Source organism: Duganella sp. CY15W (genome assembly GCF_009857555.1).
GTDB classification, from domain to species: Bacteria; Pseudomonadota; Gammaproteobacteria; order Burkholderiales; family Burkholderiaceae_D; genus Rugamonas; species Rugamonas sacchari.
In genome coordinates this window covers 172799-199412 of sequence record NZ_WWCQ01000008.1, presented here as the reverse complement: position 1 = coordinate 199412, position 26614 = coordinate 172799, and the positions used below count along the sequence as shown (strand labels likewise).

Sequence of the window (26614 nt, the reverse complement as noted above, 5' to 3'; positions counted from 1 at the left end):
TAAAATGCAATGATGCTGATTATATAAGGAGCTGACTGTCATGGGTATGCGTGCCTCGTTCATTGCGGTAGATAGCGAACAGATAGACCGTTTTATGGCAGATCCCGATGCGCTGGGTGACTTCGTCTATGGCGAAGACCAGGCGCCGCCCCAGCATGCGATGGATGTCGACAAGGCCTGGCATGCGATTCACTTTGTGCTGAACGGCAGCGCCGAACCTGGCGCCGACGATGCAGCGCCGGTGATCTTCGGTGGCGAGCCAGTCGGCGAAGAAATGGATTATGGCCCGGTACGGGTGCTGCAGCCAGCTGAGGTGCGGGCCTTGTCGGCCACGCTGGCGGGCATCGGCGCAGAGGACATCCGCGCGCGCTTTTCGTCGGACCGGCTGGCCGCAGCGGGCATCTATCCGGGTGTGTGGACGGAGCCGGAGGAGGATCTCGACTACGTGCTGCACAATTACCGCGAAATGGCCCAGTTCTATGCCGCCGCCGCCCAGCGTGGTGATGGCCTGCTGCTCTACATTGCGTGAGGTAAGCATGGCTAAACCGGTATCGGTGCTGTTTGTCTGCATGGGGAATATCTGCCGCTCGCCGACGGCGGAGGGGGTGTTCCGCCATCGCGTGCAAGCGGCCGGGCTGGCGCACCGCTTCGTGATCGATTCGGCGGGCACACACGGCTATCACGTGGGCGAGCCGCCCGACGCGCGGTCGATGGAGTATGCGGCCAAACGTGGCTACGACCTGTCGGCGCAGCGTTCGCGCAAGGTGTCGGCGCGCGATTTCGAGGAGTTCGACCACCTGCTGGCGATGGATCACGATAACCTGAAGTTGCTGAAAGCCGCGTGCCCGCCGGAGTACCAGCACAAGCTGGGATTGATGATGTCGCACGCCACGCGCAGCGGCTCGGACGTGGTGCCCGACCCTTATTACGGCGGCAGCAAGGGCTTTGACCAGGTGCTGGACTATATCGAGGATGCCACAGATGGCTTGATCGCTACGCTCGGCGGCAAAAAGATCGGGTAGTATTATGAAACGACTACGCTTACCAGGCATAGGAGATCATCTTGAAAGAACCCGGCATACCCCCTGATGAGGTTCAACGGCTTTCAGCGCTAAAGTCGCTTGACGTTCTGGATACCCCGCCCGAAGAGCGCTTTGACCGCGTGACCCGGATGGCCAAGCGCATGTTTGGCGTGGAGGCAGCGCTGGTGAGCCTGGTCGACGAGAACCGCCAGTGGTTCAAATCAAGCGCCGGGCTGGATGCGACTGAAACGCCGCGCAACGTCTCGTTCTGCGGCCACGCGATTCTTGGCGACGATATCCTGTACATTCCCAATGCCCTGGCGGACGAGCGTTTCGCCGATAACCCGCTGGTCACTGGCGGGCCAAAGATCCGCTTCTATGCGGGTTGTCCGCTGCGTGCCGTGGGCGGCGCCAAGGTCGGGACGCTGTGCCTGGTCGACAGCGCACCGCGCGACTTTGACCAGGAGGACAAGCTGGCGCTGCACGATCTGGCGTCGATGGTGGAAGATGAACTCAGCGCCTTCCAGAACGCTACCACGGACGAGCTGACCAAGATATCAAACCGCCGTGGCTTCCTGCAGCTGGCCGCCTATGGGCTCAGCTTCTGCGTCCGCCATCACCAGCCGGCGACGCTGGCGTTTATTGACCTGGACCGCTTCAAACCGATTAACGATAACTTTGGCCACGCGGAGGGTGACCGCGCGCTGGCGGCGTTTGCCAGTGTGATGCGCAGCAGCTTCCGCAGCACGGACTTGTGCGCGCGCCTGGGCGGCGACGAATTTGTGGTGCTGCTGACAGGGGCCAACAAGCCGGAAGCGCAAGCGGTGATTGACAAGTTCAGCGCGCAGCTACATGACTACAACGCCAGCGCCAGACGTGGCTACGACCTGGCGTTTTCCTATGGGGTGGAAGAATTCCAGCCGACCGCGCCGCAATCGGTGGAAGCACTGCTGGCCGCCGGCGACGCGCAGATGTATGCGATCAAGGCGGCCAAGCGCCGGCACTGAACCGGGTTATTGCAGCAGCGGCAGGATGCCGTCCAGACCGACGAAATTCAGCGCCACATTGGCCTGTTCGCGCACCACCGGCTTGGCGCGGAAGGCCACCGACATGCCGGAAATGCCCATCATCTTGAGGTCATTGGCGCCGTCGCCCATGACGATGGCTTGCGACGGCGTGATGCCCAGTTCCGAGCACACGCGTTCCACGGTACGCTTCTTCTCTTCCGCATCGACGATGCCGCCCACTACCTTGCCGGTCAGTTTGCCGTCAACGATTTCCAGCTGGTTGGCGTGGGTGTAGTCCAGGCCCAGGCGCTGTTTCAGGCGCTCGGTGAAATAGGTGAAGCCACCCGACACCAGCAGGGTTTTCAGGCCGGCCGCCTGCACCGCTTTCAACATGCTTTCCGCACCGGGCGACAGTTGCAGGCGTTCTTCGTAGACGCGTTCCAGCGCCGAGGCGTCCAGGCCTTCCAGCAGCGCCACGCGGCGTTTCAGGCTTTCCGAGAAATCCAGTTCGCCGCGCATGGCCGCTTCGGTGATTTCCGAGACTTGCTTCTTCAAACCCTGCATGTCGGCGATTTCGTCGATGCACTCGATGGTAATCAGGGTCGAGTCCATGTCCATTGCCACCAGTTTGAACTCGCTCATCTTGTGGAAGCCGATGGAGTAGGTGGCGTCCAGCTGTGCCGCATGGGCTGCTACTTCGATGGTCTGGCGCAGTGCTGGCGAAAAGGTGATGCCTTCGCAACGCAGGGCGCGGTCGCTCAGCCAGGTGAGATTGGCAGGGGCGGTCAGTGCGGCTATACGCTCAAGACGGGCCTTGCAGTCGTCCACGCCTTGTAAAACGAGATTCATTGCGGTTTTTGCGTTTGTCATAGGTTTAGCATTGTTTGGGCTAAGTGGCCACGGTACGATGGTCTGGTTATGCGGTCAACTGTTTAATCGCGGCCTTGATCTGGCTGACGCGCGCGGGCAGATCCGGCATGGCGGCAGTGATCTTGAGCTTGTCCTGGCCATTGAGCTTGATCTGGCGGTTCTTCTGGATTAGCTCAATGATACGCATTGGATCGATCGGCGGCTTGGGCATGAACTGCAGATTGGCGGCCTCGGTGTGGGCATCGATCTTGATGATGCCCACCGTTTTGGCGGCGATGCGCAGGCGGTGGGTTTCGATCAGCGCCTTGACCGGATCCGGCAGCTTGCCAAAGCGGTCGATGAGCTCTTCCTGCATATCGTCGATCTTGTCCTGCGTTGCGCAATTGGCCATACGCTTGTAGATCGACAGGCGCTCGTGGACGTCGCCGCAGAAATCGGCCGGCAGCAGCGCCGGCACGTGCAGATTGATTTCCGTGGTGGTGGCCAGCGGCGCCGCCAGGTCGGGTTCCTTGCCAGCCTTGAGCGAGCGTACGGCTTCGTTGAGCATGTCGGAATACAGCTGGAAGCCGATCTCGGTCATCTCGCCGGACTGGTTGTCGCCGAGGACTTCGCCGGCGCCGCGGATTTCCAGGTCGTGCATGGCCAGGTAGAAGCCGGAACCCAGTTCTTCCATCTGCTGGATCGCATCCAGGCGGCGCTGCGCCTGTTTGGTCAGCGACTGCAGGTCGTGTACCAGCAGGTAGGCGTAGGCCTGGTGGTGCGAACGGCCGACGCGGCCACGCAGCTGGTGCAGTTGCGCCAGGCCGAACTTGTCGGCGCGGTGCATGATGATGGTGTTCGCGGTCGGCACGTCGATACCGGTTTCGATAATCGTGGTGCACAGCAGGATGTTGTAGCGCTGGGCGACGAAATCGCGCATCACTTTTTCCAGGTCGCGTTCGTGCATCTGGCCGTGGGCGACGGCGATGCGCGCTTCCGGCAGCAGCTCGGTCAGCATGGCCAGGCGGTTCTGGATGGTTTCGACTTCGTTGTGCAGGAAGTAGACCTGGCCGCCGCGCTTGAGCTCACGCAGGCAGGCTTCGCGGATGATCGACTCGCCCTCGCTGCGCACGAAGGTCTTGATCGCCAGGCGCTTTTGCGGCGCAGTGGCGATGACCGAGAAATCGCGCAGGCCTTCCAGCGCCATGCCCAGCGTACGCGGGATCGGCGTGGCGGTCAGCGTCAGCACGTCGACTTCGGCGCGTAGTGACTTCAGGGCCTCCTTCTGGCGTACGCCAAAACGGTGTTCCTCGTCGATGATGACCAGTCCGAGGCGCGTGAACTTGACGTCGTCCGACAGCAGCTTGTGGGTGCCGATGATGATGTCGAGCGTGCCGTCGGCCATGCCCTTGATGGCCTGAGCGATTTCCTTGCCGGTGCGGAAGCGCGACATTTCGGCGATGCGCACCGGCCAGTCGGCAAAGCGGTCGGCGAAGGTCTGCGCATGCTGCTCGGCCAGCAGCGTGGTCGGCGCCAGGATGGCGACCTGCTTGCCGCCCATGACGGCAATGAAGGCCGCGCGCAGCGCCACTTCGGTCTTGCCGAAGCCGACGTCGCCGCACACCAGGCGGTCCATCGGTTTGCCCGACGTCATATCGCGCACCACGTTGTTGATGGCTTCCTGCTGGTCCGGCGTTTCGTCGAAGCCGAAGCTGTCGGCGAAGCGTTCGTAGTCGTGCGCCGAATACTCAAACGCGTGGCCCTGGCGCAGCGCGCGGCGGGCGTAGAGGTTGAGCAGTTCGGCGGCGGTGTCGCGCACTTGTTCGGCGGCTTTGCGCTTGGCTTTTTCCCACTGGCCGGAGCCGAGTGTGTGCAGCGGCGCGTCGTCCGGCGAGGCGCCGGAGTAGCGCGAAATCACATGCAGCTGCGAGACAGGTACATACAGCTTGGTCTCTTTGGCGTATTCAAGGTGGAGGAATTCAGCTTCGCCTTCGCCCAGGTCCATGCTGGTCAGGCCCATGTAGCGGCCGATGCCATGGTTGACGTGGACCACCGGGTCGCCGATTTTCAGCTCGGACAGGTCGCGCACCATCGATTCGACCTGGGTGACGGCTTCCTGCTTTTTCTTGCCGACGCGGCGGCCGGAGCCCGCATACAGTTCGGTCTCGGTGATGAAGATGAGGCGTGCGCCATCGGCGGCTAGCTCGAAGCCGGCATGCAGCGGCGCGACGCCCAGCGCCAGTTTGGCGTCCGAGGCCACAAAGCCGTCGAAACCTTCGACCGGCGCCAGTGCCAGGTCGTATTCGTTGAAATACTGCTGCAGCGTTTCGCGGCGGCCGTTGGACTCGGCGCAGATCATCACGCGGCTGCCGGACTGCATCAGGTAGCCACGCAGATTGGTCAGCGGGTCGTCCAGATGGCGGTTGACGGCGATGTTGGGCACCGGCGCCGACAGCTCGGAAGCGCCGGCGTCCGGATTTTTGCGCACGGCGATCTGCGGATACGGCTTGGCCAGCACGAAGAACTGCTCTTCGTTGAGGAACAGGTCTTCCGGCGCCATGATGGGGCGCTCGCGGTCGGACTTGATGAAGCGGTAGCGCGATGCGGTATCGGTCCAGAAACGCTTGATGGCCGCTTCGATGTCGCCCACGGTGGCGACCACCGCGCCTTGCGGCAGGTAGTCGAACAGCGTGGCGGTCTGCTCGAAGAACAGCGGCAGGTAGTATTCAATGCCGGCCGAGGCGATGCCGGCGCCGATGTCCTTGTAGACCACGGCGCGCGACGGATCGCCTTCAAAATGCTCGCGCCAGCGGCTGCGGAAGGCGGTGCGCGACGCTTCGTCCATCGGGAATTCGCGGCCCGGCAGCAGGCGCACCTGCCTGACCGGGTACAGCGAGCGTTGGGTGTCGGCATCGAAGGTGCGGATGGTTTCGATGGTGTCGCCAAACAGGTCGAGCCGGTACGGCAGCGCGGAACCCATCGGGAACAGGTCAATCAGGCCGCCGCGCACCGAGTATTCGCCCGGCGACATCACTTGCGTGACGTGGGTGTAGCCGGCCAGCGTCAGCTGCGCCTTGAGCTGGGCTTCGTCCAGCGATTCGCCCTGCTGGAAGAAGAAGGTGTAGGCAGCCAGGAAGGACGGCGGCGCCATACGTACCAGCGCGGTGGTGGCCGGCACCAGCATGACGTCGCACTGGCCGCTGGAGATTTCATGCAGCGTGGCCAGGCGCTCGGACACCAGATCCTGGTGCGGCGAGAAGGCGTCGTAGGGCAGGGTTTCCCAGTCGGGCAGCAGGTGGCAGCGCAGCTGCTCGCCGCCGAACCACGGGATTTCGTCCAGCAGGCGTTGAGCGTCACTGGCCGATGCCACGACGATGGCCAGCATCTGGCCACGCGATTTGAGGTCCAGCGCAATTTGCGCCAATGCGTACGCATCCGCCGAGCCATGCAGAGCGGGCAGGGCAAAGCGGTTGCCAGGTTTGGGAATGGATTTTGTTAAGGCTGACGACACAACATACATTCAACGGTTATCCAGACACCTATTATAGCAAGCCATGCTCAAGGCTGTCGGCGGTTGGCCACGCCAAACGGAATGTGCACCATCGGGATATTCCCGGCCGGCGATTGCAGGTGGCTTAACTGGTCGTCAAAGAACATATGCGGCCTGAAAATCCCCAGCACGCGGGCTTTCTCCATGCCGCCCAGGAAGAAGGTTTCGTTGGCCGACACGCCCCAGCTCTTGAGCGTGGTCACCACGCGCTCGTGCGCGGGCGCGCTGCGGGCGGTGATGATGGCGATGCGCAGGACTTTCCGGTAAGCGGGATCGGCGCGCTGGGCGTCTTCTTCCAGCTGCTGCATTAGCGACAGCTTGCGGAACAGGTCGGCCAGCGGTCCGGGCTGGTGCGGGATGGCCACGCGCGCGGTTTCGTGGGCGTGGAATTCGTCGACGTTGTTATTGCGCTTGAAGACGGTTTCCGATTCGTCGTCGGCAATCACGCCGTCAAAGTCGAAGGCGATGCGCAGTTCGCCATCAGCCTCGTCGTCCTCGGTGCGCGAGGGCAGCACCAGGCCGGCCGGGTAGTGGGCGTCCAAGGCGCGCCGCACGTCTTCTTCATTTGCTGATAAAAATAAAGAGGTGTTGAACGCGGGCAAATAACGGTAGGGCGATTCGCCGGTCAGGAAGCAGGCGCGCGAAATATCCAGGCCGTAATGGGCAATTGAATTCATCACGCGCAGGCCGGTTTCCGGCGAGTTGCGCGAGAACAGCACCACCTCCACCGGCGCCGTGTCCGGATGCAGCTTGTTGATGCTGAGGAAGCGGCGGATGAAGGGGAAGGCCACGCCCTTTTCGAGGATGGTGCCGATCTGCTGTTCCTGATACTTGCGATAGGCTTCGGCGCCGCCTTCCAGGTAGACCTGGTGCGAGGCGGTCAGGTCAAACAGGGCGCTGGAGGCGATACCGATGACCAGCTTGTGTTCAATGGGGTAGGGCATGGCGTAGGGCGTAATCTGCGAAGAGCATTACTGTACCTTATCCATGCGTGGCGCGGCGGCGGGATTTGATTTCTCTCTTGCAATTTATAGATTGCTTCGGGGCAGGCGCTGCGCTACATTGACATTACCTTTCCATGGATGCTGGCGTGCTGAACCTCGATACCCTTTTGCTGGTCCAAATCTGCGTCACGCTGCTGACCACGGCGTTGCTGGTGGCCTCCGCCTGCTACACCCAGAGTCCGCCAGAGCAGCGCTGGTGGGCGGTGGGCAATGTGGCGGTGTCGGTCGGCATGACGCTGGGGAATTTCGACAGCGTGCCCGTCTTCATCAACAGCGCGCTGAGTTACGGCGTGATTGCGTTCGGCCTGGCGCTGGTGCTGCGCGGCCTGCGCGTGTACTGCGCCAGTTCGCTGAGCTGGACCAGCATTGCCATCATTACCGCGATTGCGGTGCTGGTGGCGGCGTATTACTCGGTGGTGGAGCCGAGCCTGCGCGCGCGCCTGTGCTTCAGCGGTTTTTATTTTGCACTGCTTAACTGGATCTGCGCGGCCGCAGTGGCGCGGCATGGCAGTTGGCGCGTATCCGGCATCGCGGTGGCCGGCTTTACCTTGCTGGGACTGGCCTTGTTCCTGCGCGGCCTGCACATGGTGGTGGATACGGATCCGGCCGACCATGCCAGTTCGCTGGTGATCGGCCTGAGCGCGCTGGTGGTGCCGCTGGCGCAGGTCTGCATCGCGTTCGGCCTGATCCAGATGGTGATGTGGCGCTATGCGGAGCGGCTGCGGCGCCTGTCGACGCTGGATGCGCTGACGGCGGCGCTGAACCGCGCCGGCCTGGAGGTGCAGGGCAAACGCATGTTCCTGCGCGCCCAGCGCGCGCAGCGCAGCATCGCGGTCATCATGATCGATGTCGATAACTTCAAGGTCATTAACGACAGCTACGGCCATCCGGTGGGCGACGAGGTGCTGCGCCATCTGGCGCGCGTGGTCAAGGTGGAGCTGCGCCCGCACGATGTGCTGGCGCGCTTTGGCGGCGAGGAGTTCGTGCTGGTGCTCGATGGCGTCGATCTGGCGTCGGCCGTGAAGGTGGCGGAGCGCGTGCGTGCGCGCATCGAGCAGGAGGCGGTGTCGCTCGACAAGCTGACGGTGAACTACACGGCTAGCATGGGCGTAGTCTGTTCCGATCAGCACGACTACGACCTGATACGCCTGATCTCCGCCGGCGACGCTGCCATGTATGAGGCCAAACGTGCAGGACGCAACCGAGTCGCCGCTGGCTGAGATTGTGAACACCGCGCCACAAGTCGCCACAATCTCATTGACGCCGCCGTTGCTGGGGCCGCATATTGTTGGCTAGGAACAATATTCACCAAATCTATCCGACGGTCCACTGACAGGAGTGCGCAATGTTCAAGAATTTACTCATCAAGTGGAAGCTGGCGACGCTGGTCGCGATCATGATGGTGGCCTTGCTGGTGGTGGGCTCGGCCGGCTATCGCGGCATTGCCAAGGTTGGCGCTTCGGTCAACGAAATCGGCGTGGTGCGCCTGCCGTCGATCCAGGGCTTGCTGGTCATGAGCGAGGGCCAGACCGCAGTGGCGGCCGCCACGCTGTATGCGGGCACTTATTCCAACGATTTCCAGGCGCAGGCCAAGTTCGCGGAAGCGATCGAGATGCGCAAGAAGGCATGGGCAAATATCGACCGTGGCTGGAAGCGCTACGAGCCGCTGCCGCAAACGGCGGAAGAGGCGGTGATGTGGAAGCAGTTTACGGCCGAATGGGCCGAGTGGAAAAACGTCGATGACAAGATCGGCGCCACCATCACGGCGCTCGCGGCCAACAAGGATGAGCAGAAGCAGAAGGATTTGTTTGGCGATTTCTACCAGGCCTACAACCAGTCGCGCCCGCTGTTCCAGAAGGCCGAAACCACGCTCATGAAAATCGAACGCCTGAATGAGGATATCTCGAGCAGCAGTGTGGATGAGGGCATGGCGGCCGTGACCAGCGCCGAGTGGGCGATGGTGATTGCGGCCGTGATTGCGGCGGTGGTGGCGATCGGTTGCGCGGCCTACATCACGGGCGCGATCACCAATCCGATCAATGAGGCGGTGCGCGTGGCGCAGACGGTGGCGTCGGGCGACCTGACCAGCCGCATCGAGGTGCACACCAGCGAGGAAACCGGCCAGCTGCTGGGCGCGCTCAAGGGCATGAACGACAGCCTGATCCGCATTGTCGGCCAGGTGCGCAATGGCACGGATACGATCGCCACGGCGTCGCAGGAGATCGCCACGGGCAATCTGGATCTGTCGCAGCGTACCGAAGAGCAGGCCACTTCGCTGGAGGAGACTGCATCGTCGATGGAGGAATTAACTTCCACCGTGCGCCAGAATGCGGACAATGCGCGCCAGGCCAATACGCTGGCGGAGTCGGCATCCGGCGTGGCGCAGCGCGGTGGCGATGTGGTGGCGCGCGTGGTGGAAACCATGGATTCGATCAACGCGTCCTCGAACAAGATTGTGGACATTATTTCGGTCATCGACGGCATTGCGTTCCAGACCAATATCCTGGCGCTCAATGCGGCGGTGGAAGCGGCGCGCGCCGGCGAACAGGGCCGCGGTTTTGCGGTGGTGGCAGGCGAGGTGCGGACGCTGGCGCATCGCTCGGCCGCAGCGGCCAAGGAAATCAAGGAGCTGATCGGCGATTCGGTCGAGAAGGTCGGCGCCGGCAGCAAGCTAGTGGAAGAGGCCGGCGCGACGATGGGCGAGATCGTGACCAGCGTGCAGCGCGTGACCGACATCATGGGCGAAATCACCATGGCCACGCAGGAGCAGAGCACCGGCATCGATCAGATCAATATGGCGGTAGGGCAGATGGATACGGTGACGCAGCAGAATGCGGCGCTGGTGGAACAGGCTGCGGCTGCGGCGGCGTCCCTGCAGGAGCAGGCGGCGGGACTGGCGGAGGTGGTAAGCGTGTTCCGCATGGATCAATCGATGGTGCCGCGCGCGCAGCCAATAGCCGCACGCAAGACGACCGTCGCCGCGCCGCGTGTGGTGGCTGCAGCGGCGCGGCCGACGCTGAAAGCGGTGTCCGCCAAAGCGCCAGCCAAGCAAATGGCCACCGCATCGGCGGACGACTGGGAAGAGTTTTAACCGACAATAAAGTAAGCCACTATCTGGCGCAGCAGCACAGTGAAGCAGCCTTCGGGCTGCTTTTTTTTATATGATTTATCTCAATCGTGGCGCGCGGCGGCGGTGCTAGCGTGACAGCTCGTCTGCAAGGAGAACGATCATGCTTGGCGCCAATGACAACCATCGGGTTGAAGAAAGTGAGAGAAATTCCTATGATGTGCGGATAGGGGCATTGGAAAAGGATGTCGCCGTGATGCAGAGCAGCTTGGCCACGAAGGACGACTTTCATGCATTGCGTAGTGAAATGCAGGCTGGTCATGAGCGTATTTTGACGCTGCTGTACGGGCATAAGCTGGAATCCCAGGAAGCCTTGGCCGCAGATCGTGAGGATTTTCATACAGCGTTGGCGCAGCAACGGGAATACTTCAATGCTGCGTTGGCGGAGCAGCGGGAATACTTCAATGCTGCGCTGGCGGAGCAGCGGGAGTACTTCAACGCTGCGCTGGCTAAACAGCGTGAAGAATTCAATGCGGCGTTGGCTAAACAGCGTGAAGAGTTTTATGCCGCCTTGGCTGAGACCAAACTCGATCTGCATAAATCGCTGATCGGTCATCTGTGGAAGCTCTACGGTTTTGCGTCAATGATGGTGGCTGGTGTGTATTTCATCGCCCGCTATGTGCATTGATTATTCATAGGCGGCCAGGCGTCTTTGCTCATCAGGCGTGAAGCCGGTGTCGCGCAGTTGCTGCAGGCTGGCCGCGCTGGCGGTGTTTTGCAGCAGTTGCTTGCGTTGTGCCTGGTAGGCGCTGATGCGCTGCTGCCAGTCGGCTTCTTCGCGGTCGACATCGGCCAGTCGCGCGGCGGCGGCTGGTGACAGGGCGGCGGCGCGCATGCGGTAGACCTCGTTGTCGTCGGCGCCGCGTGCGCGCGCTGCGCTAACCGATTCCTCCAGCCGTATCACTTTGGTCGGCGCGTCTTTTTCTTCCCGGGCTTGTTGTGGCAGGCGGGCATCCAGCTCGGCCAGTCGCTGTTGGCGCTGCGCTGCGCTCAGGCTGGCGTCGCTGCTGATGTCGAGGCGGGCGATGGCGTCCAGGTCGTAGGCGTCGCTCGCGCCAAACAGACCGGCGATTTCCTCATTGCTGAAATAGGCGGTGCGCAGTTGCTGCATGGCGCTCAGGCGCTGGCGCGCGCCCTCGGCAGGATTGGCGGGCGGCGGTAGGCCATGCTCCACATCGACCAGTGCGCGCTTGTAGGCCAGGTAGGCGTCCAGCAGGCGGCGAGCTTCGGCGGCCGGCGCTGGCCGCAGGCGGCGTTCCAGTTCGCTGATGATCTGGGTGCGGATGGCGTCCAGCGGCCGTTCGCCCAGGCCGGCCAGGTAGTAGTCGAACAGATAGGCCAGTTCGGCGTTGACTTCCAGCTGGTCGTTGGCGTTGGCGCGCACGTCGCCATCGGCGTGCGTGCCGGCCATGGAGCGGGCAAACGGCAATGGCTCTGGCGCGGTGCGCTGCGCGGACGCGGCGGCAACGGATGCGGGCGCGTCACCGCGCGCCCACAGCAGCCAGGCGCCGCCGGCCGCCACGGCGGCCAACACCACGACGCGCAGCGCGGCCCGCATCAGAGTCCCAGTCCTTGCAGGCGGTTGGCCTGCTGGCGGAAGATGGTCACCGGATTGGTCTCGAACAGATTGGTAATGCCGATCAGCTGGTTCACTTCATCGAGGTGGTTGAGCGCGTAGTCGTCGCGGATCACGCGGCCCAGATGGCTGGAGCAGCTGCTGACCAGGCCATCGTTCTTGGCGCCGTTGAAGGCCAGCGACGTCAGCGCCAGTACCGGGTCGCTGGCGTCAAGCACGTTGGTGTACGGCTGGGCACCGCTCCACGAGAAGTAGTACACGCCGCGCACCTGGTAGTCGCCCTCGCCGCAAGCGGAGGTGGGCACGCCTTCTGGATGGCGGCTGTTGAAGGCCAGCGTGCCGGCCGTGCTCAGCGAGGTGGCGGCTGCGCGCGCGTTCTGCGGCAGGGTCGGGCTGCCGGACAGGAAGCTGATCAGGCCGGAGACGGCATTGGCCACGCTATACGTCACATCGGGGACCGCGCCGATCAGCACGTCGGCCACGCGCGAGCCTTTATTGACGCCGCCCACGCTGCTGACCGAGGCCACCAGGTCGGGGCGCACGGAGGCGACGTAGCGCGAGGTCGGGCCGCCATGGCTATGGCCGATCAGGTTGACTTTCGCAGCGCCCGTCGCGGCCAGGATCTGCTTGACCTGCAACAGCAGCTGTTCGCCGCGCACTTCGGTGCTGTTGGCGGCCGAGACCTGCGTCACGTAGACCGTGGCGCCGCCGCTGCGCAGCGCGCTGGCGATGCCATAGAAATAGTCGACCGGGCCGACATTGTCAAAGCCGAACAGACCGTGCACCAGCACGATGGGATATTTGGTCTGGGTGTAGCCGGCCGCCCACGACGGGGCGGGCAGGGCGCTCAGCAGGGCAAGGCACAACGTCAGGTACTGCCAGATGCGTTTTCTCATGGTGGTCTCCGATATGGTTGTAGTTGTGATGCCGGGATCTGGCCCGGTCAATAAAATGTAGCACCCGCGTCAAGGCCTTGCAGTCCGCACGCACGGCCCCAGAAGCCAATCTGCGGGCTTGGTGAACGCGCCCGGGCGCGTAGGCTATAATCGGTCAAAAAATAAACTACAGGGACAACCTTGCCTGCGCAATTCGACTTCCAACAATTTCAGGCGATGACGCCGCTCGACGGCGCCAATATCTGGGCCTATCTGCTGGACCGCCACGCCGACCGCATCACGGTCAAGCGCCGCAAGCCGGCGCTGGAGAACCTGGAAAAAATCTTCAACGCGACGTTCAAGCTGGCCAACGAGGTCGGCTTCCGCGCCATGAACCTGCGCGACCTGTGCGGCGAGACGGGGCTGTCGATGGGCGGCCTGTATGGCTATATCGCCAGCAAGGACCAGCTGGCGGAGATGATCGAGGACGTGGTGCGCCACGCCACGCTGGAAGTGCCGAAGATGTTCCGCGATGTCAGCGCGCCGCTGGACCAGCTGGAAGCGCTGATCCGGGCGTCGATTTATGTGTCGGAGATTTTGCAGCCGTGGTTTTATTTCGTCTTCATGGATTCGCGCGTGCTGCAGGCGGAGCAGCGCGGCACGGCCAAGGAGTCGGAGCTGCATGTGCAGTCGCTGTTTGCCGGCATCATCGCGCAGCTGCCGCCGCGGCCGGGCAGCAGTCCGGAGCTGGCGGCGGCGCACATCCTGGCGATGTTCCAGGACTGGTATGTGAAGCGCTGGAAGTACCGAGCGGCCGACATCAGTCCGGATACCTTTGCCGACAGCGCCGTGCGTATGATGCGCGGCTATCTGTCGGCCTGAACCCGGCTTAGCGGGCCGGCGGCACCGGCCTGATATTTTCAGCGTTGGGCTGCGCGCCCGGCGCTGGCGCGGCCGGAGCTGCTGGTGCCCCAGGCTCCACGTTCTCGGCGCCGGCTGGCGTGTCGTCCATGTCCAGCGTGTGGCGCGCGGCGTCGCCCGTGAACTCGTCATACAGCCATTCGCCGTTCACCTGCGTCAGCCCGGTCGGCAGCGGACGTTCCTGCGGCGGCCGGCTTTGCATCGCCACCTTCATGTAATCGATCCAGATCGGCAGCGCCACGGTGGCGCCGAACTCTTTGCCGCCCAGCGATTTGGAATCGTCGTAACCCATCCACGATACCGCCACGATGCCGCCGCCGTAGCCGGCGAACCAGCCGTCGATAGCGTCGCTCGAGGTGCCGGTCTTGCCGGCCAGGTCGGGGCGGCCCAGGCGGCCGACGGCGGCGCCGGTGCCGCTGCGCGTGACTTCACGCATCATGGCGTCCATCACATAGGCGTTGCGCGGATCGAGCACGCGTGCTTCGTCGGGCAGCGTGGTGCGCGGCTTGGCTTCCTGGATGATCTTGCCGTCGCCGTCGACGATTTTGGCGATCAGGTAGGGCTCGACCGAGTAGCCGCCGTTGGCAAACACCGAGTAGGCGCCAGCCATTTGCGCCGGCGTGACGGAGCCGGTGCCCAGCGCCATGGTCAGGTTTTTCGGATGCTTGGCCAGGTCGAAGCCGAACTTGCCCAGGTAGCCGTGTGCATATGGCACCGTGATGGCGCGCAGGATGCGCACCGAGACCACGTTCTTCGATTCGGCCAGCGCGCGGCGCATGGTGATCGGGCCGTCGAACTTGCCGTCGTCGTTTTTCGGCGACCAGGCTTCGTTGCCGGTTTCGGCGCCGGTCAGGTCGAGCGGCACGTCGTTGATCAGCGTCGATGGCGAGAAGCCGCGCTCCAGCGCCGCCGAATACACGAACGGCTTGATCGAGGAGCCGGGCTGGCGCCAGGCCTGTGTCACGTGGTTGAACTTCTGCAGGTTGTAGTCGAAACCGCCGACCATGGCGTGGTAGCCGCCGGTGACCGAATCGATCGACACAAACGCTGCCGCCACTTGCGGCACTTGCGTGATGCTCCAGCTGTTCTTCTCCTGCATGATGCGGATGACGGCGCCCGGACGCAGGCGGATGCTTTCCCTGGCCTTGTCGGTCAGCGCGCTGGCGGCCAGTTTCAGGCCGTCGCCGCTGATGGTGATTTCTTCGCCGGACGGGTTTTGCACCTTGACCGCTTTCGGCCCCGCTTCCAGCACCACGGCCGGAATCAGGCCGTCGCTGCCGGGGCGCTTCTGCAGCGCTTCTTCGATGGCGTCGTCGCGTTCTTCCTCGCCGGCCGGCAGCGTGATGACGGCTTCCGGACCGCGGTAGCCGTGGCGCTGGTCGTAGTTGAGCACATTGCGGCGCATCGATTCGTAGGCCGCCTTCTGGTCAGCTTTCAGGATCGTGGTGTAGACGCTGATCCCCTTGGTGTAGGACTCTTCCTTGAACTGGGCGTAGACTGCCTGGCGCGCCAGCTCGGCCACATATTCGGCGTGGACATCGAAGTCCTGGCCCTTGCGGCTGATGTGCAGAGTTTCGTGCAGCGCCTTCTGGTACTGCTGCTCGGTGATGTAGTCGTTATCGCGCATGGCGCGCAGCACCACCTGCTGGCGTTGCTTGGCGCGCTTGGGATTGACGGCTGGATTGTGGCGTGCCGGATTTTGCGGCAGGCCGGCCAGCATGGCCATCTCCGCCACCGACAGCTCCTTGAGCGGCTTGCCGAAATAGGTCTGGGCGGCGCTGCCGAAGCCGAACGAGCGCTGGCCCAGGTAGATCTGGTTCATATATAGTTCCAGTATCTGATCTTTGCTCAGCGCTGCCTCGATCTTCATGGCCAGCATGACTTCGTTCAGCTTGCGGCCGTAGAACTTCTCGCGCGTCAGGAAGAAGTTGCGCGCCACCTGCATGGTGATGGTCGAGCCGCCCTGGCGCATGGCGCCGCCCAGGTTGGCCTTGGCCGCGCCCAGCGCGCGTTTCCAGTCGATACCGTTATGCTCGTAGAAGCGCTTGTCCTCAATTGCCAGCACCGATTTTTTCATCATCTCCGGAATGTCCTTGATGGCGATGAAGTCGCGGTGTTCCTCGCCGAATTCGCCGATCAGGGCGTTGTCGGCGGTGTAGATGCGCAGCGGGATTTTCGGCCGGTAGTCGGTAATCGCGTCCAGCGATGGCAGGTTGGGCGCCACCACCAGCAGCAGGTAGGCGAGGAGCAGGCCGGCGGCGACCAGCGCGGCCAGGCCGGCGGCAAGGGCGGCACGTATCATATTGCGGCGGTTGATCCAGTTGGGAATAGGGGAGGTTGAGGTTGTCAAAACATCATCTCTTGGTTGCACAGGTATGGGCGATTATAGATCATGGCTATTGTTACTTGGCGTCACTTGTCGTAACGTACAGGTATACAGCTCTAAAGGGACCAAATGGCGGAACCGCAGCATATACTCGATTGTGATGTCCTCGTCATCGGCGGCGGCATCAATGGCGCCGGCATTGCCCGGGATGCGGCCGGGCGCGGGCTGTCGGTGGTGTTGTGCGAGAAGGATGATCTGGCGTCGCACACCTCGTCGGCGTCAACCAAGCTGATTCACGGCGGCTTGCGCTATCTCGAGTATTACGAATTCAATCTGGTGCGCAAGGCGCTGATCGAGCGCGAGGTGCTGCTGCGCGCGGCGCCGCACATCATGTGGCCGCTGCGCTTTGTGATGCCGCATGCGCGCGGCCAGCGGCCGGCCTGGCTGATACGCGCCGGCCTGCTTTTATACGATATGCTGGCTCGGCGCGAGCTGCTGCCGGCATCGGCCGGCATCAATCTGCGCAAGCACGCGGCGGGCCAGCCGCTCAAGCCGGAGTTTGAGCGCGGCTTTATCTATTCCGATGGCTGGGTCGATGATGCGCGGCTGGTGGTGCTGAACGCCATTGACGCCGGCGAGAAAGGCGCCACCATCCTGACCCAGGCCGTATGCCAGAAACTGGAGCGCAAAAGCGCCGACTGGGAAGCCACCCTGTTCAAGCCCAGCTGCGGGCAGATCCGCGTGAATGCACGCTATGTGGTCAACGCGGCCGGGCCGTGGACGGCCGGCCTGCTGCACGCCGCCGTGCCGCGCGAGGAGGCCGGCCGGCTGCGGCTTATCAAGGGCAGCCACATTGTGGTCAAGCGTATTTTTGAACACGACAACGCCTACATCTTCCAGCATCCCGACGGCCGCATTGTGTTTGCCATCCCGTATGAGCAGGACTTCACGCTGATCGGCACCACCGACCTGGATTACCACGGCGATGCCGGCCAGGTCGCCATCAGCGAGGACGAAATCAGCTATCTGTGCGGACTGGCCAGCCAGTATTTTGCCCAGCCGATCGTGCCGGCCGACGTGGTGTGGACCTATTCGGGCGTGCGCCCGCTGGTGGAAGACGGTGCGGACGCCAAGGCGGTCACGCGCGACTACCGGCTGGAAGTGGACAGCAACGGGCCGCCGATCCTGAGCGTCTTTGGCGGCAAGATCACCACCTTCCGCAAGCTGGCGGAAGAAGCGGTGGACCACATCGCCAAGGCGCTCGACAACCGTCACGGCAGCTGGACCCACAACGCCTGCCTGCCGGGCGGCGACCTGTTTGGCGCCGAGCCGCAAAACCGTTCGGTGCGGGACTTTACCCAGTGGACGCACGCCCAGCAGGCGCGCTACCACTGGCTGCCGCCGCTGCTGGTGGCGCGCTACTGCCGTGCTTACGGCACGCGCCTCCATACCTTGCTGAGCGAACGCGCGGACGTCGCCGCCATGGGCGAGGAAATCGCGCCCGGCCTGTACGCGGCGGAGGTGGAATACCTGCGCCGCTACGAGTGGGCGCGCAGTGCCCAGGACATCCTGTGGCGCCGCAGCAAACTGGGCCTGCACCTGCCGGCTGATACTGCCGACACCCTGCAAGCCTGGCTCAACGCCCATCCGCTGGCCAGGTAGGCCCAAATAAAAACGGCGCCCTCGGGCGCCGTTCTCGTGATTACTTCACACCGTGCATGAGTTTCTGAATCAGCGGAGCGATCAGGAACAGCAGCACGCCGCCCGCCATCAGCGACCAGAAGCCGAAGGTGTAGCCGTGCAGCGCCGATGGCACCGACATGCCGCCTTCGCCCGACACCGCCGACGCGAAGATGCCCGACAGGTTGTTGCCGATACCGGTCGACAGGAACCAGCCGCCCATGCCCAGGCCCACCAGGCGGGTCGGCGCCAGCTTGGTCACCATCGACAGGCCGATCGGCGACAGGCACAGCTCACCGATCGATTGCAGCACATAGACCATGAACAGGGTCCAGAACGGGATCTTGTTGTTGACATCCACCAGGCTCGACAGCGCGAACATCAGCAGCAGGAAAGCGGTGCCGTTGAAGATCAGGCCCAGGCCGAATTTACGCGGAATCGACGGATTGGCGCGGCCCATGGCCACCCAGATAAACGCGATGATCGGTGCGCAGGTGATGATGGCCAGCGAGTTCACGGTCTGGAACCAGGCTACCGGGAAGGTCCAGTTGAACATTTCGCGGTTGACGATTTTCTCGGCCAGGAAGGTGAACGAGCTGCCAGCTTGCTCGAAGAAGCACCAGAACATGATGTTGAAGAAGAAGATCACCAGCATGGCGATGACCTTGTCGCGCGCGACCTTGCCGTTTTTGACGCCTTCCACCAGCAGCATTACCGACAGCAGCACGAACAGGATCGACAGCACCACCTGCAGGTTCTTGGCGCCGGCGGCCAGCAGCGAATACACCACGGGGATTACGCACAGCGAGCCGATCACCACATAGGCGATGCGCTTGGGATCGCCGCTCTGTGCATCCGGTGCGCCGATGCCTTTGAGGCCGCGGCGGCCGATGTAGAACCATACCAGGCTGACCAGCATGCCGACGCCGGCCGACATGAACACCACTTTGTATGCCGGCATGCCGCCGGTGCCAAAGATGGCCGATGCCAGCCACTCGGTCAGCACCGGTGCGACCAGCGCGCCGGAGTTGATGCCCATGTAGAAAATCGTGAAGCCGGAGTCGCGGCGAGTGTCGCCGGTGCTATACAGCTTGCCGACCATGGTCGAGATGTTGGGCTTGAACATGCCGTTACCGACAATAATCGTGGCCAGGCCGAACTTGAAGATGGTCTCGTCGGGGAAGGCAATCATGAACAGGCCGGCGGCCATGAAGGCTGCACCAACCAGGATGGAACGCTGGTAGCCCAGCACGCGGTCTGCAACATAACCACCGAACAGCGCGGCGGCGTACACCAGCGCCAGATAGGAACCGTAGACGAGGTTGGCGGAGGATTCGCCGGCCGAGTCGCCGTTGTAGAACTGGGCGACCACGTAGAGCACCAGGGCCCAGCGTATGCCGTAGAACGCAAAGCGTTCCCAGAACTCGGTCATGAACAACATCCACAGCGGGGCAGGGTGCCCCATGATCTGCTTAAATTCCGGAATCGCGGCTTCCGTATTATGGGTGGTGGTGGTCGCACCGCTCATGCGGCTTCTCCTAATAATTATGGTCAAAAAGGAACTGGTTTCCCTTGTGGGGCAGCCAAATTGCGCGCCATTGTAATCTACAAATCTGCGTGCGGCGCACTTTTTGATGGTGTCCCTGCAAACTAATATCATTTGTGTTAATAATTCACCAGCCCCCACAAGCGGCCCAGATGTCGTATATTGGTGGCGCAGCACTCATAGAAACTGAATAGGATTTGTGCATCATGGAATATGACGTTGTCGATACCCTGATTTCCCCGGAAGGACAGTTGGAAATTCTGTCCAAGGCTGAAGTGAACAAGCTGCTTGATACCAGTCAGGGCGGCTTGTATAACGTGTTCCGCAAATGCGCGCTGGCCGTGCTCAATTGCGGCAGCACGATCGACGATGGAAAGGAACTGCTGGAACGGTATAAATCGTTTGACATCAGCATTGTGCAGCGCGAGCGCGGCATCAAGCTCGATATCAAGGGCGCGCCGGCCATCGCTTTTGTGGACGGCAAAATGATCAAGGGTATCCACGAGCACCTGTTTGCGGTGCTGCGGGATATCGTCTTCGTCAGCAATGAGGTGACCGACAATCCCAAGTTCGACCTGGATAAAACCGAAGGCATCACCGATGCCGTGTTCCATATCCTGCGCAATGCAGGCGTGCTGAAGCCGATGCTGAATCCGAACCTGGTGGTGTGCTGGGGCGGCCACTCGATCAACCGCGAGGAGTACAACTACTCCAAGAAGGTGGGCTACGAAATGGGCCTGCGCGACCTGGACATCTGCACCGGCTGCGGCCCGGGCGCGATGAAAGGCCCGATGAAGGGCGCCACCATCGGCCATGCAAAGCAGCGTTTGCACCGCGGCCGCTACCTCGGCATCACGGAGCCGGGCATCATCGCGGCGGAGTCGCCGAATCCCATCGTCAATGAACTGGTCATCATGCCGGACATTGAAAAGCGTCTGGAAGCGTTTGTCCGCACCGGCCACGGCATCGTGGTGTTCCCGGGCGGCGCGGGTACGGCGGAAGAGATCCTGTATATCCTGGGCATCCTGCTGCACCCGGATAATGCCGATATTCCGTTCCCGCTGGTGTTCACCGGTCCGGAAACGGCGCGCGAGTATTTTGTGCAGATCAACCAGTTCATCCACGATACGCTGGGGCCTGAGGCGCAGAGCCGCTACAAAATCATCATCGACGATCCGGAGCTGGTGGCGCGCGAGATGCAGGCGGGGATCAAGGCGGTGCGCGAGTTCCGCAAGACCCGCAGCGACGCGTATTACTACAATTGGGGCCTGAAGATTGACACCGAGTTCCAGCGCCCGTTCCCGCCGACGCACGAGAACATGCGTAATCTGAGCCTGCACAAGAACCAGCCGGTGCACCTGCTGGCCGCGCATCTGCGCCGCGCGTTTTCGGGTGTGGTGGCGGGCAACGTCAAGGAAGAGGGCATCCGCGCCATCGAGAAACACGGCCACTTTGAGATCCACGGCGACAAGGAAATCATGGGGCCAATGGACGCACTGCTGGCATCCTTCGTCGCCCAGCACCGCATGAAGCTGGCCGGCAAGCCCTACACGCCTTGTTATCGAGTAATTCAGTAAACGGGCTTGGGGTTGGATTAATTCATTTTGGAGGAAATCAAGTTTGAGCAATCTGGGTTCATTTGATGAATATGATGACGAAGGCGTGGAAGTAGATGGGAAAGCGTTTCAGGAAAAAGTCTTTGCACGTTTCAAAGCTGCGGGAATAAATTATGAACTGCTCGAAGACTACGACAGCGAGCTAGCTGCCAGGTTTAAAATTCCCGCAGGGGACAAATTTCAGTGGGTATATTGTTTGGACGACGAGGATTACGAAAGGCTGGAAGCTATCTCGTTTGAGGACTATGTTTGCTTGGACGGATTCGATGCAATTTGTGATTATAAAAATGGGCAGGTTGAAGCAGGCATTAAGGTGTTGTCTGGTGGCAACAGCCGTAGAAATCTTTTTACACGGATTTTCGGACAATATGAATTCGAAGATGATGATCGTCCGCTGATACAACTGAACGCTATCGAAGGACAGGGGGAACTTGAAGTTCAAATTGGCGAGCCTTCCTTAGAGTTCATGACTTTGGCGCAGTCCAATTATCAGTTGACGATAAAAGTTACGTCGGAGAAGATCAATCAACAGGATCGGACAAAAAAATTGCTAAGCAAAATATCCGATGCTGTTTTTTTTCAAATAGATATTTTAAATCACCTGGCTCTTTCTCTTGCGAGAGAGCGCAAGGTGACGTCGCATTCCAAAAAGGATATCAAAAACGGTCTTGCTTCACTTCTGTCGTTTCCCGCTAACGAATACGATTCCGCACCGCTGTCGCTCTATTGGTACGCACGAAGTGCGGTAGGTATGCCATTATTGCAGTTCCTGGCATTTTATCAGGTGATCGAATTTTATTATCCCACTTACTCTCAAGCGGAAGCTAAAAAGAAAATCGGGTTAATACTAAAAGACCCCGCATTTCGTGGCGATCGTGATGCTGATCTGGGGAGGCTCTTATCTACAATACATGTGACGCGCTCGGGCGGCTATGGTGATGAACGATCACAATTAAAAGCCACTATCATGGAATGTCTTGATGATAATATGTTGCATGACTTTATAACGTCGGATGGGGCTAGAAAATCCTTTCTTACTGATAAGAAAAAAGGATTGGCTGGATCGCGGATCTCACTGATAGATGGTAGTATCAGACAAAGTGTGAGCGAGCGTATTTATGAAATTCGATGCAAAATTGTGCATACCAAGACGGATGCCAAGAATGGTGAATTTGAGCTCTTGCTTCCTTTCTCAAAAGAAGCTGAAGAGCTTTCACACGATATTGAATTGGTGCAGCACGTAGCGCAGAAAGTCCTGATCGCGGCCAGTAGCTCCTTCAAATTTGATGTTTGAGAATCTAATTTTTTGGTTTTTTAGGCGGGGCGATGTATTCGGGGATGTCTTTCGGTTTGAAGGTGTTGCGTGCACCGACGCAGCTTACTTTCCATAATATGGCGGACATCTTCGACGGATTTACTGTATTCAGTGATGACTGTAGTACGTCTACCTGGACGGCTCTGGGCATCTCCAAATCAGCGATTGCTTTATCTGACAGCAATTTTGCCAGTTTTTTCTGCGTCGGAATGTCTTTGCTTAACAAGTCAATCCGGCTTGGTCCTCGAGCAAAGGACACAATTGATCCCAGTTCGCCCTGCAGTTTATTCATCGCTCTAGTTGTTCCGGCGATAAGCAGCACGGCGTTCATGTCCGGGTTTTTATTTACCAGTAGTTCCAGTCGAATCAAGTCCCAGATGACATTCGCGATACTGCAATGGGAAGAGTCTGCCCATTTGGTTTCTACCGCAGTCGCTACTAATTTATAATCTGAAATCTCCTTTAACGAACCTTTGGTTCTGGCGCGCTTGGTGTCACTGCTATCATCATAAGTCTGTACAACGAAGTCGATTTCTGGACGACGTCCGCCACCAGTCTGGATCTCAGCAAGAATTTTATGCTTAACCCCGGAAACGACGACAGCATTCTTGCCACCGTGGAGAGACTGGATAATCTCTCCAACGCTGGCGGAAAGATAGCTTTCACCGAATAAATTGCCCCGATAGCAGCAGTAATCATAGGCCAGTTTTGCGGCGATTCCCTCGACGAGGCGGCGGTGTTCTTTCATTTTTAGGTATCTCCTGGTATCAATAAAAAAAGCCGCTCGGTTGAGCGGCCTGTTGACAGAAGTTACTCTTCGCGGCGCAGGTGCGGGAACAGCAGCACGTCGCGGATGTTCGGCGAGTCGGTGATAATCATCATCAGACGGTCGATGCCGATGCCACAACCACCAGCTGGCGGCATGCCGTATTCCAGTGCGCGGATGTAGTCGGCGTCGTAGTACATCGCCTCTTCATCGCCGGCGTCCTTTGCATCCACCTGCGCCAGGAAGCGGGCCGACTGGTCTTCCGCATCGTTCAGCTCCGAGAAGCCGTTGGCGATTTCGCGGCCAACCATGAACAGTTCGAAACGTTCGGTGATACCTTCGCGCGAGTCCGAAGCACGGGCCAGCGGCGATACTTCTACCGGATAGTCGATGATGAAGGTCGGTTCCCACAGCTGCGCTTCTGCGGTCTCTTCAAACAGCGCCAGTTGCAGCGCGCCGAGACCGGCGGTGGCAAACGGCTTGACGCCAAACTTCAGCAGCTCCTGCTTGATGAACGCAACGTCGTTCAGCTGCGCTTCGGTGTAGCCCGGCGCATACTTGTTGATCGCTTCGACGATGGTCAGGCGGTGGAATGGCTTGGCCAGATCCAGTTCGCGGCCGCCGTAAGTCAGGGTGGCGGTGCCGTGGGCGTCGATGGCAGCCTGGCGGATGATCTCTTCGGTGAAGTTCATGATCCAGGTGTACTCGGTGTACGCCGCGTAGAACTCCATCATGGTGAATTCCGGATTGTGACGGATCGACACGCCTTCGTTGCGGAAGTTGCGGTTGATCTCGAACACACGCTCAAAGCCACCGACCACCAGGCGCTTCAGGTACAGCTCAGGCGCGATACGCAGGAACATCTGCATGTCCAGCGCATTGTGATGGGTGATGAACGGCTTGGCCGCAGCGCCGCCAGGAATGGCGTGCAGCATCGGCGTTTCCACTTCCATGAACTCGTGCTTTTCCATGAAACGGCGCATCGACGAAATCGCGGCGGTACGCGCTTTAAACGTACGGCGGGTTTCTTCGTTCATGATCAGGTCCACGTAGCGCTGGCGGTACTTGGTTTCCTGGTCGGCCAGGCCGTGGAACTTGTCCGGCAGCGGGCGCAGCGACTTGGTGATCAGACGCAGTTCGGTGACCTTGATGGTCAGCTCGTCGGTCTTGGTCTTGAACAGCGTGCCGACCACGCCCAGGATGTCGCCCAGGTCGTAGTGGTGCAGCGCGGCCATGGCGGCTTCGCCGGTCAGGTCCAGCGTGGCGTAGATCTGGATGCGGCCATCGGCCTTGGCGCCCGACGAATCCTGCAGCGTCGCGAAAGCGGCTTTTTTGCCAGCTTCGCGTTTCAGCATCATGCGGCCGGCCAGCTTGACGGTCACCGGATTGGCTTCCAGGTCCTCGCGCGACTTTTCGCCGTATTGCGCGTGCAGGTCGGCTGCCTTGTGCTCAGGTTTGAAGTCGTTCGGGAAGGCGATGCCTTGTTCGCGGATGGCGGCCAGCTTGGCGCGGCGCTCGGCGATGATTTTATTATCGTCCGGGGCGGCTGCTTGTTCTTGAAGATCCGTAGTCATGGTCTTTACTTTTGTTGAGGTGATGATTTAATTGGTGGCGGAGGCAAACAGCTCGTCTGCATCCAGCTCGCTGAAGTCGCGTACGACAGCAATCACGTTGTCGAATTCCTTAAACGCTTCAGCAGGCAAAGTGGTTGTCAGCACCACGGCGCGCATCCCCGCGCGGCGTGCTGCTTCCACGCCCAGCGGCGCGTCTTCAAACACAATGCTGTGTTGCGGCAGGGCGCCTGCGCGCTCGGCCGCCAGCAGGAATACGTCCGGCTCCGGCTTGCCGCGCGCGACATCGGCCGCACCGGCAATGGCGTTAAATTCCTTGCGCAGATCCAGGCCGTCCAGCGTGAAGTCGATATTCTCGGTCGGCGCCGCCGTTGCCACGGCCAGCTTGATGCCAGCCGCCTTGGCGCGCGTGATGAAATCGACAAACCCCGTGGTCGGCGCCAGATGCGGCGCGTACATTTCGCGGTACAGCGCTTCCTTCTCGCTATCGAGGGCTGCGCTTTCCTGCTTGGTCAGCGCGTTGCCAAAGTAGGCGCTCATGATTTCATGCCCCTGGCGGCCGGCCGTGTTGCGGAAGAAGTCATCCGCATCGAGCATATGGCCGCGGCGCTGGAAGAACTCCAGCCACGACTTCACATGGAAGGACATATTGTCGACGATGGTACCGTCCATGTCGAAGATGAATGCACGCTGGGTCATTACACGCCTTGTTTGAGCGAGGCGGAAATGAAGTCGTCCAGATCGCCGTCCAGCACACCCTTGGTGTTGCCGGTCTCGAAGTTGGTACGCAAGTCCTTGATGCGCGACTGGTCCAGTACATACGAACGGATCTGGTGGCCCCAGCCGACGTCGGTCTTGGAGTCTTCCAGCTTCTGCTGCTCGCTCATGCGCTTGCGCAGTTCCAGTTCATACAGCTTGGCCTTCAGCATTTCCATCGCCTCAGCCTTGTTGCGGTGCTGCGAACGGTCATTCTGGCACTGCACGACGATGCCGGACGGGCCGTGGGTCAGACGCACCGCGGAGTCGGTCTTGTTAATGTGCTGACCACCGGCGCCGGACGCACGGTAGGTGTCGATGCGCAGGTCGGCCGGGTTGATCTCGATATCGATCGAGTCATCCACTTCCGGATACACGAACAGCGACACGAACGAGGTGTGGCGGCCGCCGGCCGAGTCGAACGGCGACTTGCGCACCAGGCGGTGCACGCCGGTCTCGGTGCGCAGGAAGCCGTAGGCGTATTCGCCTTCCACTTTCAGCGTGGCGGTCTTGATGCCGGCCACCTCGCCGTCGGACTGCTCCATGATCTCGACCTTGAAGCCTTTGCGCTCGCTGTAGCGCAGGTACTGGCGCAGCAGCATCGAGGCCCAGTCCTGGGCTTCGGTACCGCCGGCGCCGGCCTGGATGTCGACGAAGCAGTTGTTCGGGTCCATGGGATTGCTGAACATGCGGCGGAATTCCATGCCTTCGATGACTTTGCGGACTTCTTCGGCGTCGACGATCAGCGCTTCCAGCGTGTCGTCATCGCCTTCTTCCTTGGCCATGTCGATCAGGTCGCCCATGTCCTTGAGGTCGGCGTCGGCCTTGATCAGTGCATTGACCACCGCTTCCAGCGATTTCTTTTCTTTACCCAGGTCCTGGGCTTTCTTGGGATCGTTCCAGACTGCTGGATCTTCCAGTTCGCCGTTTACTTGTTCGAGCTTGTCGACTTTGCGGTCGAAGTCAAAGATACCTCCGAAGTTCGGCTTCGCGCGTGGTCAGATCGGCGAGCAGGGAGGTGAGGGCGTTGATGCGTTCGGCTTCCATGGTTTTCTTCTTTTCTAAGGCTGAAATCAAACCTTGAATTATACTCCAGACCGCCCCTGT

At 60.9% G+C, this 26614-nt stretch carries 21 protein-coding genes; 10 read left to right on the top strand and 11 right to left on the bottom strand.

Features of this window, described 5'->3' with window-relative positions; genetic code table 11:
- The first annotated feature begins 40 nt into the window (after positions 1 to 40).
- From GTP58_RS28990 to GTP58_RS28980, 3 genes are read left to right on the top strand one after another with little or no spacing between them, the layout of a single operon-like run.
- Positions 41 to 529, top strand: coding sequence for a YfbM family protein (locus GTP58_RS28990; RefSeq protein WP_161080415.1), 489 nt, complete (start codon positions 41 to 43; stop codon positions 527 to 529).
- Between the two features lie 7 nt (positions 530 to 536).
- Entirely contained in the window at positions 537 to 1022 is a 486-nt protein-coding gene (locus GTP58_RS28985; RefSeq protein WP_161080414.1) for a low molecular weight protein-tyrosine-phosphatase, read from the top strand.
- Between the two features lie 41 nt (positions 1023 to 1063).
- The gene (locus tag GTP58_RS28980; RefSeq protein ID WP_161080413.1) at positions 1064 to 2029 is read left to right on the top strand and encodes a sensor domain-containing diguanylate cyclase; all 966 of its coding nucleotides are present in this window, start codon (positions 1064 to 1066) and stop codon (positions 2027 to 2029) included.
- Positions 2030 to 2035: 6 nt separating this feature from the next.
- Here GTP58_RS28980 and serB read toward each other — a convergent pair whose 3' ends face one another.
- The 3 genes from serB to GTP58_RS28965 all read right to left on the bottom strand — a co-directional run bounded on the left by serB (position 2036) and on the right by GTP58_RS28965 (position 7372).
- The gene (gene serB / locus GTP58_RS28975; RefSeq protein WP_161080412.1) at positions 2036 to 2878 is read right to left on the bottom strand and encodes a phosphoserine phosphatase SerB; all 843 of its coding nucleotides are present in this window, start codon (positions 2876 to 2878) and stop codon (positions 2036 to 2038) included.
- A 67-nt stretch (positions 2879 to 2945) separates the two neighbouring features.
- Entirely contained in the window at positions 2946 to 6398 is a 3453-nt protein-coding gene (gene mfd, locus GTP58_RS28970; RefSeq protein WP_202413900.1) for a transcription-repair coupling factor, read from the bottom strand.
- Positions 6399 to 6436: 38 nt separating this feature from the next.
- Positions 6437 to 7372 carry a 5'-nucleotidase gene (locus tag GTP58_RS28965; protein ID WP_161080410.1) on the bottom strand — a complete coding sequence of 312 codons (936 nt, stop codon included), beginning with the start codon at positions 7370 to 7372 and terminating at the stop codon, positions 6437 to 6439.
- Positions 7373 to 7518: 146 nt separating this feature from the next.
- Here GTP58_RS28965 and GTP58_RS28960 point away from each other — a divergent pair, with 146 nt between their 5' ends.
- From GTP58_RS28960 to GTP58_RS28950, 3 genes are all read left to right on the top strand, one after another.
- Positions 7519 to 8652 carry a GGDEF domain-containing protein gene (locus GTP58_RS28960; RefSeq protein WP_373924790.1) on the top strand — a complete coding sequence of 378 codons (1134 nt, stop codon included), beginning with the start codon at positions 7519 to 7521 and terminating at the stop codon, positions 8650 to 8652.
- Between the two features lie 125 nt (positions 8653 to 8777).
- Positions 8778 to 10523, top strand: coding sequence for a methyl-accepting chemotaxis protein (locus GTP58_RS28955; RefSeq protein ID WP_161080409.1), 1746 nt, complete (start codon positions 8778 to 8780; stop codon positions 10521 to 10523).
- A 139-nt stretch (positions 10524 to 10662) separates the two neighbouring features.
- Positions 10663 to 11187 (top strand): hypothetical protein, encoded by a 525-nt coding sequence (locus GTP58_RS28950; protein ID WP_161080408.1) that lies wholly within the window; start codon positions 10663 to 10665, stop codon positions 11185 to 11187.
- Here GTP58_RS28950 and GTP58_RS28945 read toward each other — a convergent pair whose 3' ends face one another.
- Both GTP58_RS28945 and GTP58_RS28940 read right to left on the bottom strand, forming a co-directional pair.
- Complete coding sequence (locus GTP58_RS28945) at positions 11188 to 12117, bottom strand: lipase secretion chaperone (protein WP_161080407.1); 930 nt, start codon at positions 12115 to 12117, stop codon at positions 11188 to 11190.
- Complete coding sequence (locus tag GTP58_RS28940) at positions 12117 to 13031, bottom strand: triacylglycerol lipase (RefSeq protein ID WP_072787336.1); 915 nt, start codon at positions 13029 to 13031, stop codon at positions 12117 to 12119. Before GTP58_RS28940 ends, GTP58_RS28945 begins: the two co-directional genes overlap by 1 nt.
- A gap of 180 nt (positions 13032 to 13211) precedes the next feature.
- Here GTP58_RS28940 and GTP58_RS28935 point away from each other — a divergent pair, with 180 nt between their 5' ends.
- The gene (locus GTP58_RS28935; RefSeq protein WP_229215788.1) at positions 13212 to 13892 is read left to right on the top strand and encodes a TetR/AcrR family transcriptional regulator; all 681 of its coding nucleotides are present in this window, start codon (positions 13212 to 13214) and stop codon (positions 13890 to 13892) included.
- A gap of 7 nt (positions 13893 to 13899) precedes the next feature.
- On the opposite strand, the gene GTP58_RS28930 is transcribed toward GTP58_RS28935, so the two are convergent.
- On the bottom strand, positions 13900 to 16233 hold the full coding sequence (locus GTP58_RS28930) for a penicillin-binding protein 1A (RefSeq protein ID WP_161080472.1): 2334 nt from the start codon (positions 16231 to 16233) through the stop codon (positions 13900 to 13902).
- A gap of 153 nt (positions 16234 to 16386) precedes the next feature.
- Here GTP58_RS28930 and glpD point away from each other — a divergent pair, with 153 nt between their 5' ends.
- Positions 16387 to 17919 (top strand): glycerol-3-phosphate dehydrogenase, encoded by a 1533-nt coding sequence (glpD, locus tag GTP58_RS28925; RefSeq protein ID WP_161080406.1) that lies wholly within the window; start codon positions 16387 to 16389, stop codon positions 17917 to 17919.
- A 40-nt stretch (positions 17920 to 17959) separates the two neighbouring features.
- On the opposite strand, the gene GTP58_RS28920 is transcribed toward glpD, so the two are convergent.
- Positions 17960 to 19465 (bottom strand): peptide MFS transporter, encoded by a 1506-nt coding sequence (locus tag GTP58_RS28920; RefSeq protein WP_161080405.1) that lies wholly within the window; start codon positions 19463 to 19465, stop codon positions 17960 to 17962.
- 224 nt (positions 19466 to 19689) lie between these two features.
- Here GTP58_RS28920 and ppnN point away from each other — a divergent pair, with 224 nt between their 5' ends.
- Both ppnN and GTP58_RS28910 read left to right on the top strand, forming a co-directional pair.
- A complete protein-coding gene (gene ppnN, locus GTP58_RS28915) occupies positions 19690 to 21060 on the top strand; it encodes a nucleotide 5'-monophosphate nucleosidase PpnN (protein WP_072787530.1) in 1371 nt (456 codons plus the stop codon).
- Positions 21061 to 21103: 43 nt separating this feature from the next.
- Positions 21104 to 22393, top strand: a complete 1290-nt coding sequence (locus GTP58_RS28910) for a hypothetical protein (protein ID WP_161080404.1) — start codon at positions 21104 to 21106, stop codon at positions 22391 to 22393.
- Between the two features lie 4 nt (positions 22394 to 22397).
- Here GTP58_RS28910 and GTP58_RS28905 read toward each other — a convergent pair whose 3' ends face one another.
- The 4 genes from GTP58_RS28905 to prfB form a co-directional block, all read right to left on the bottom strand.
- Positions 22398 to 23162 carry a hypothetical protein gene (locus GTP58_RS28905; protein WP_161080403.1) on the bottom strand — a complete coding sequence of 255 codons (765 nt, stop codon included), beginning with the start codon at positions 23160 to 23162 and terminating at the stop codon, positions 22398 to 22400.
- Positions 23163 to 23224: 62 nt separating this feature from the next.
- Positions 23225 to 24754 (bottom strand): lysine--tRNA ligase, encoded by a 1530-nt coding sequence (gene lysS / locus GTP58_RS28900; RefSeq protein ID WP_161080402.1) that lies wholly within the window; start codon positions 24752 to 24754, stop codon positions 23225 to 23227.
- 27 nt (positions 24755 to 24781) lie between these two features.
- Positions 24782 to 25450 (bottom strand): HAD family phosphatase, encoded by a 669-nt coding sequence (locus GTP58_RS28895; protein WP_161080401.1) that lies wholly within the window; start codon positions 25448 to 25450, stop codon positions 24782 to 24784.
- A protein-coding gene (gene prfB / locus GTP58_RS28890; protein ID WP_139260707.1) for a peptide chain release factor 2 occupies positions 25450 to 26554 on the bottom strand; the annotation gives its coding sequence in 2 pieces (ribosomal slippage) (positions 25450 to 26472 and positions 26474 to 26554; 1104 coding nt in all). Before prfB ends, GTP58_RS28895 begins: the two co-directional genes overlap by 1 nt.
- Between the last annotated feature and the right edge of the window lie 60 nt (positions 26555 to 26614).

What these genes read in the sequence shown, in the direction of transcription:
- GTP58_RS28990 (WP_161080415.1), top strand. Translation starts at nt 41, where the DNA reads ATGGGTATGCGTGCCTCGTTCATTGCGGTAGATAGCGAACAGATAGAC.
- GTP58_RS28985 (WP_161080414.1), top strand. Translation starts at nt 537, where the DNA reads ATGGCTAAACCGGTATCGGTGCTGTTTGTCTGCATGGGGAATATCTGC.
- serB (WP_161080412.1), bottom strand. Translation starts at nt 2,878, where the DNA reads ATGAATCTCGTTTTACAAGGCGTGGACGACTGCAAGGCCCGTCTTGAG.
- mfd (WP_202413900.1), bottom strand. Translation starts at nt 6,398, where the DNA reads ATGTATGTTGTGTCGTCAGCCTTAACAAAATCCATTCCCAAACCTGGC.
- GTP58_RS28965 (WP_161080410.1), bottom strand. Translation starts at nt 7,372, where the DNA reads ATGCCCTACCCCATTGAACACAAGCTGGTCATCGGTATCGCCTCCAGC.
- GTP58_RS28955 (WP_161080409.1), top strand. Translation starts at nt 8,778, where the DNA reads ATGTTCAAGAATTTACTCATCAAGTGGAAGCTGGCGACGCTGGTCGCG.
- GTP58_RS28950 (WP_161080408.1), top strand. Translation starts at nt 10,663, where the DNA reads ATGCTTGGCGCCAATGACAACCATCGGGTTGAAGAAAGTGAGAGAAAT.
- GTP58_RS28945 (WP_161080407.1), bottom strand. Translation starts at nt 12,117, where the DNA reads ATGCGGGCCGCGCTGCGCGTCGTGGTGTTGGCCGCCGTGGCGGCCGGC.
- GTP58_RS28940 (WP_072787336.1), bottom strand. Translation starts at nt 13,031, where the DNA reads ATGAGAAAACGCATCTGGCAGTACCTGACGTTGTGCCTTGCCCTGCTG.
- GTP58_RS28930 (WP_161080472.1), bottom strand. Translation starts at nt 16,233, where the DNA reads ATGATACGTGCCGCCCTTGCCGCCGGCCTGGCCGCGCTGGTCGCCGCC.
- glpD (WP_161080406.1), top strand. Translation starts at nt 16,387, where the DNA reads ATGGCGGAACCGCAGCATATACTCGATTGTGATGTCCTCGTCATCGGC.
- GTP58_RS28920 (WP_161080405.1), bottom strand. Translation starts at nt 19,465, where the DNA reads ATGAGCGGTGCGACCACCACCACCCATAATACGGAAGCCGCGATTCCG.
- ppnN (WP_072787530.1), top strand. Translation starts at nt 19,690, where the DNA reads ATGGAATATGACGTTGTCGATACCCTGATTTCCCCGGAAGGACAGTTG.
- GTP58_RS28905 (WP_161080403.1), bottom strand. Translation starts at nt 23,162, where the DNA reads ATGAAAGAACACCGCCGCCTCGTCGAGGGAATCGCCGCAAAACTGGCC.
- lysS (WP_161080402.1), bottom strand. Translation starts at nt 24,754, where the DNA reads ATGACTACGGATCTTCAAGAACAAGCAGCCGCCCCGGACGATAATAAA.
- GTP58_RS28895 (WP_161080401.1), bottom strand. Translation starts at nt 25,450, where the DNA reads ATGACCCAGCGTGCATTCATCTTCGACATGGACGGTACCATCGTCGAC.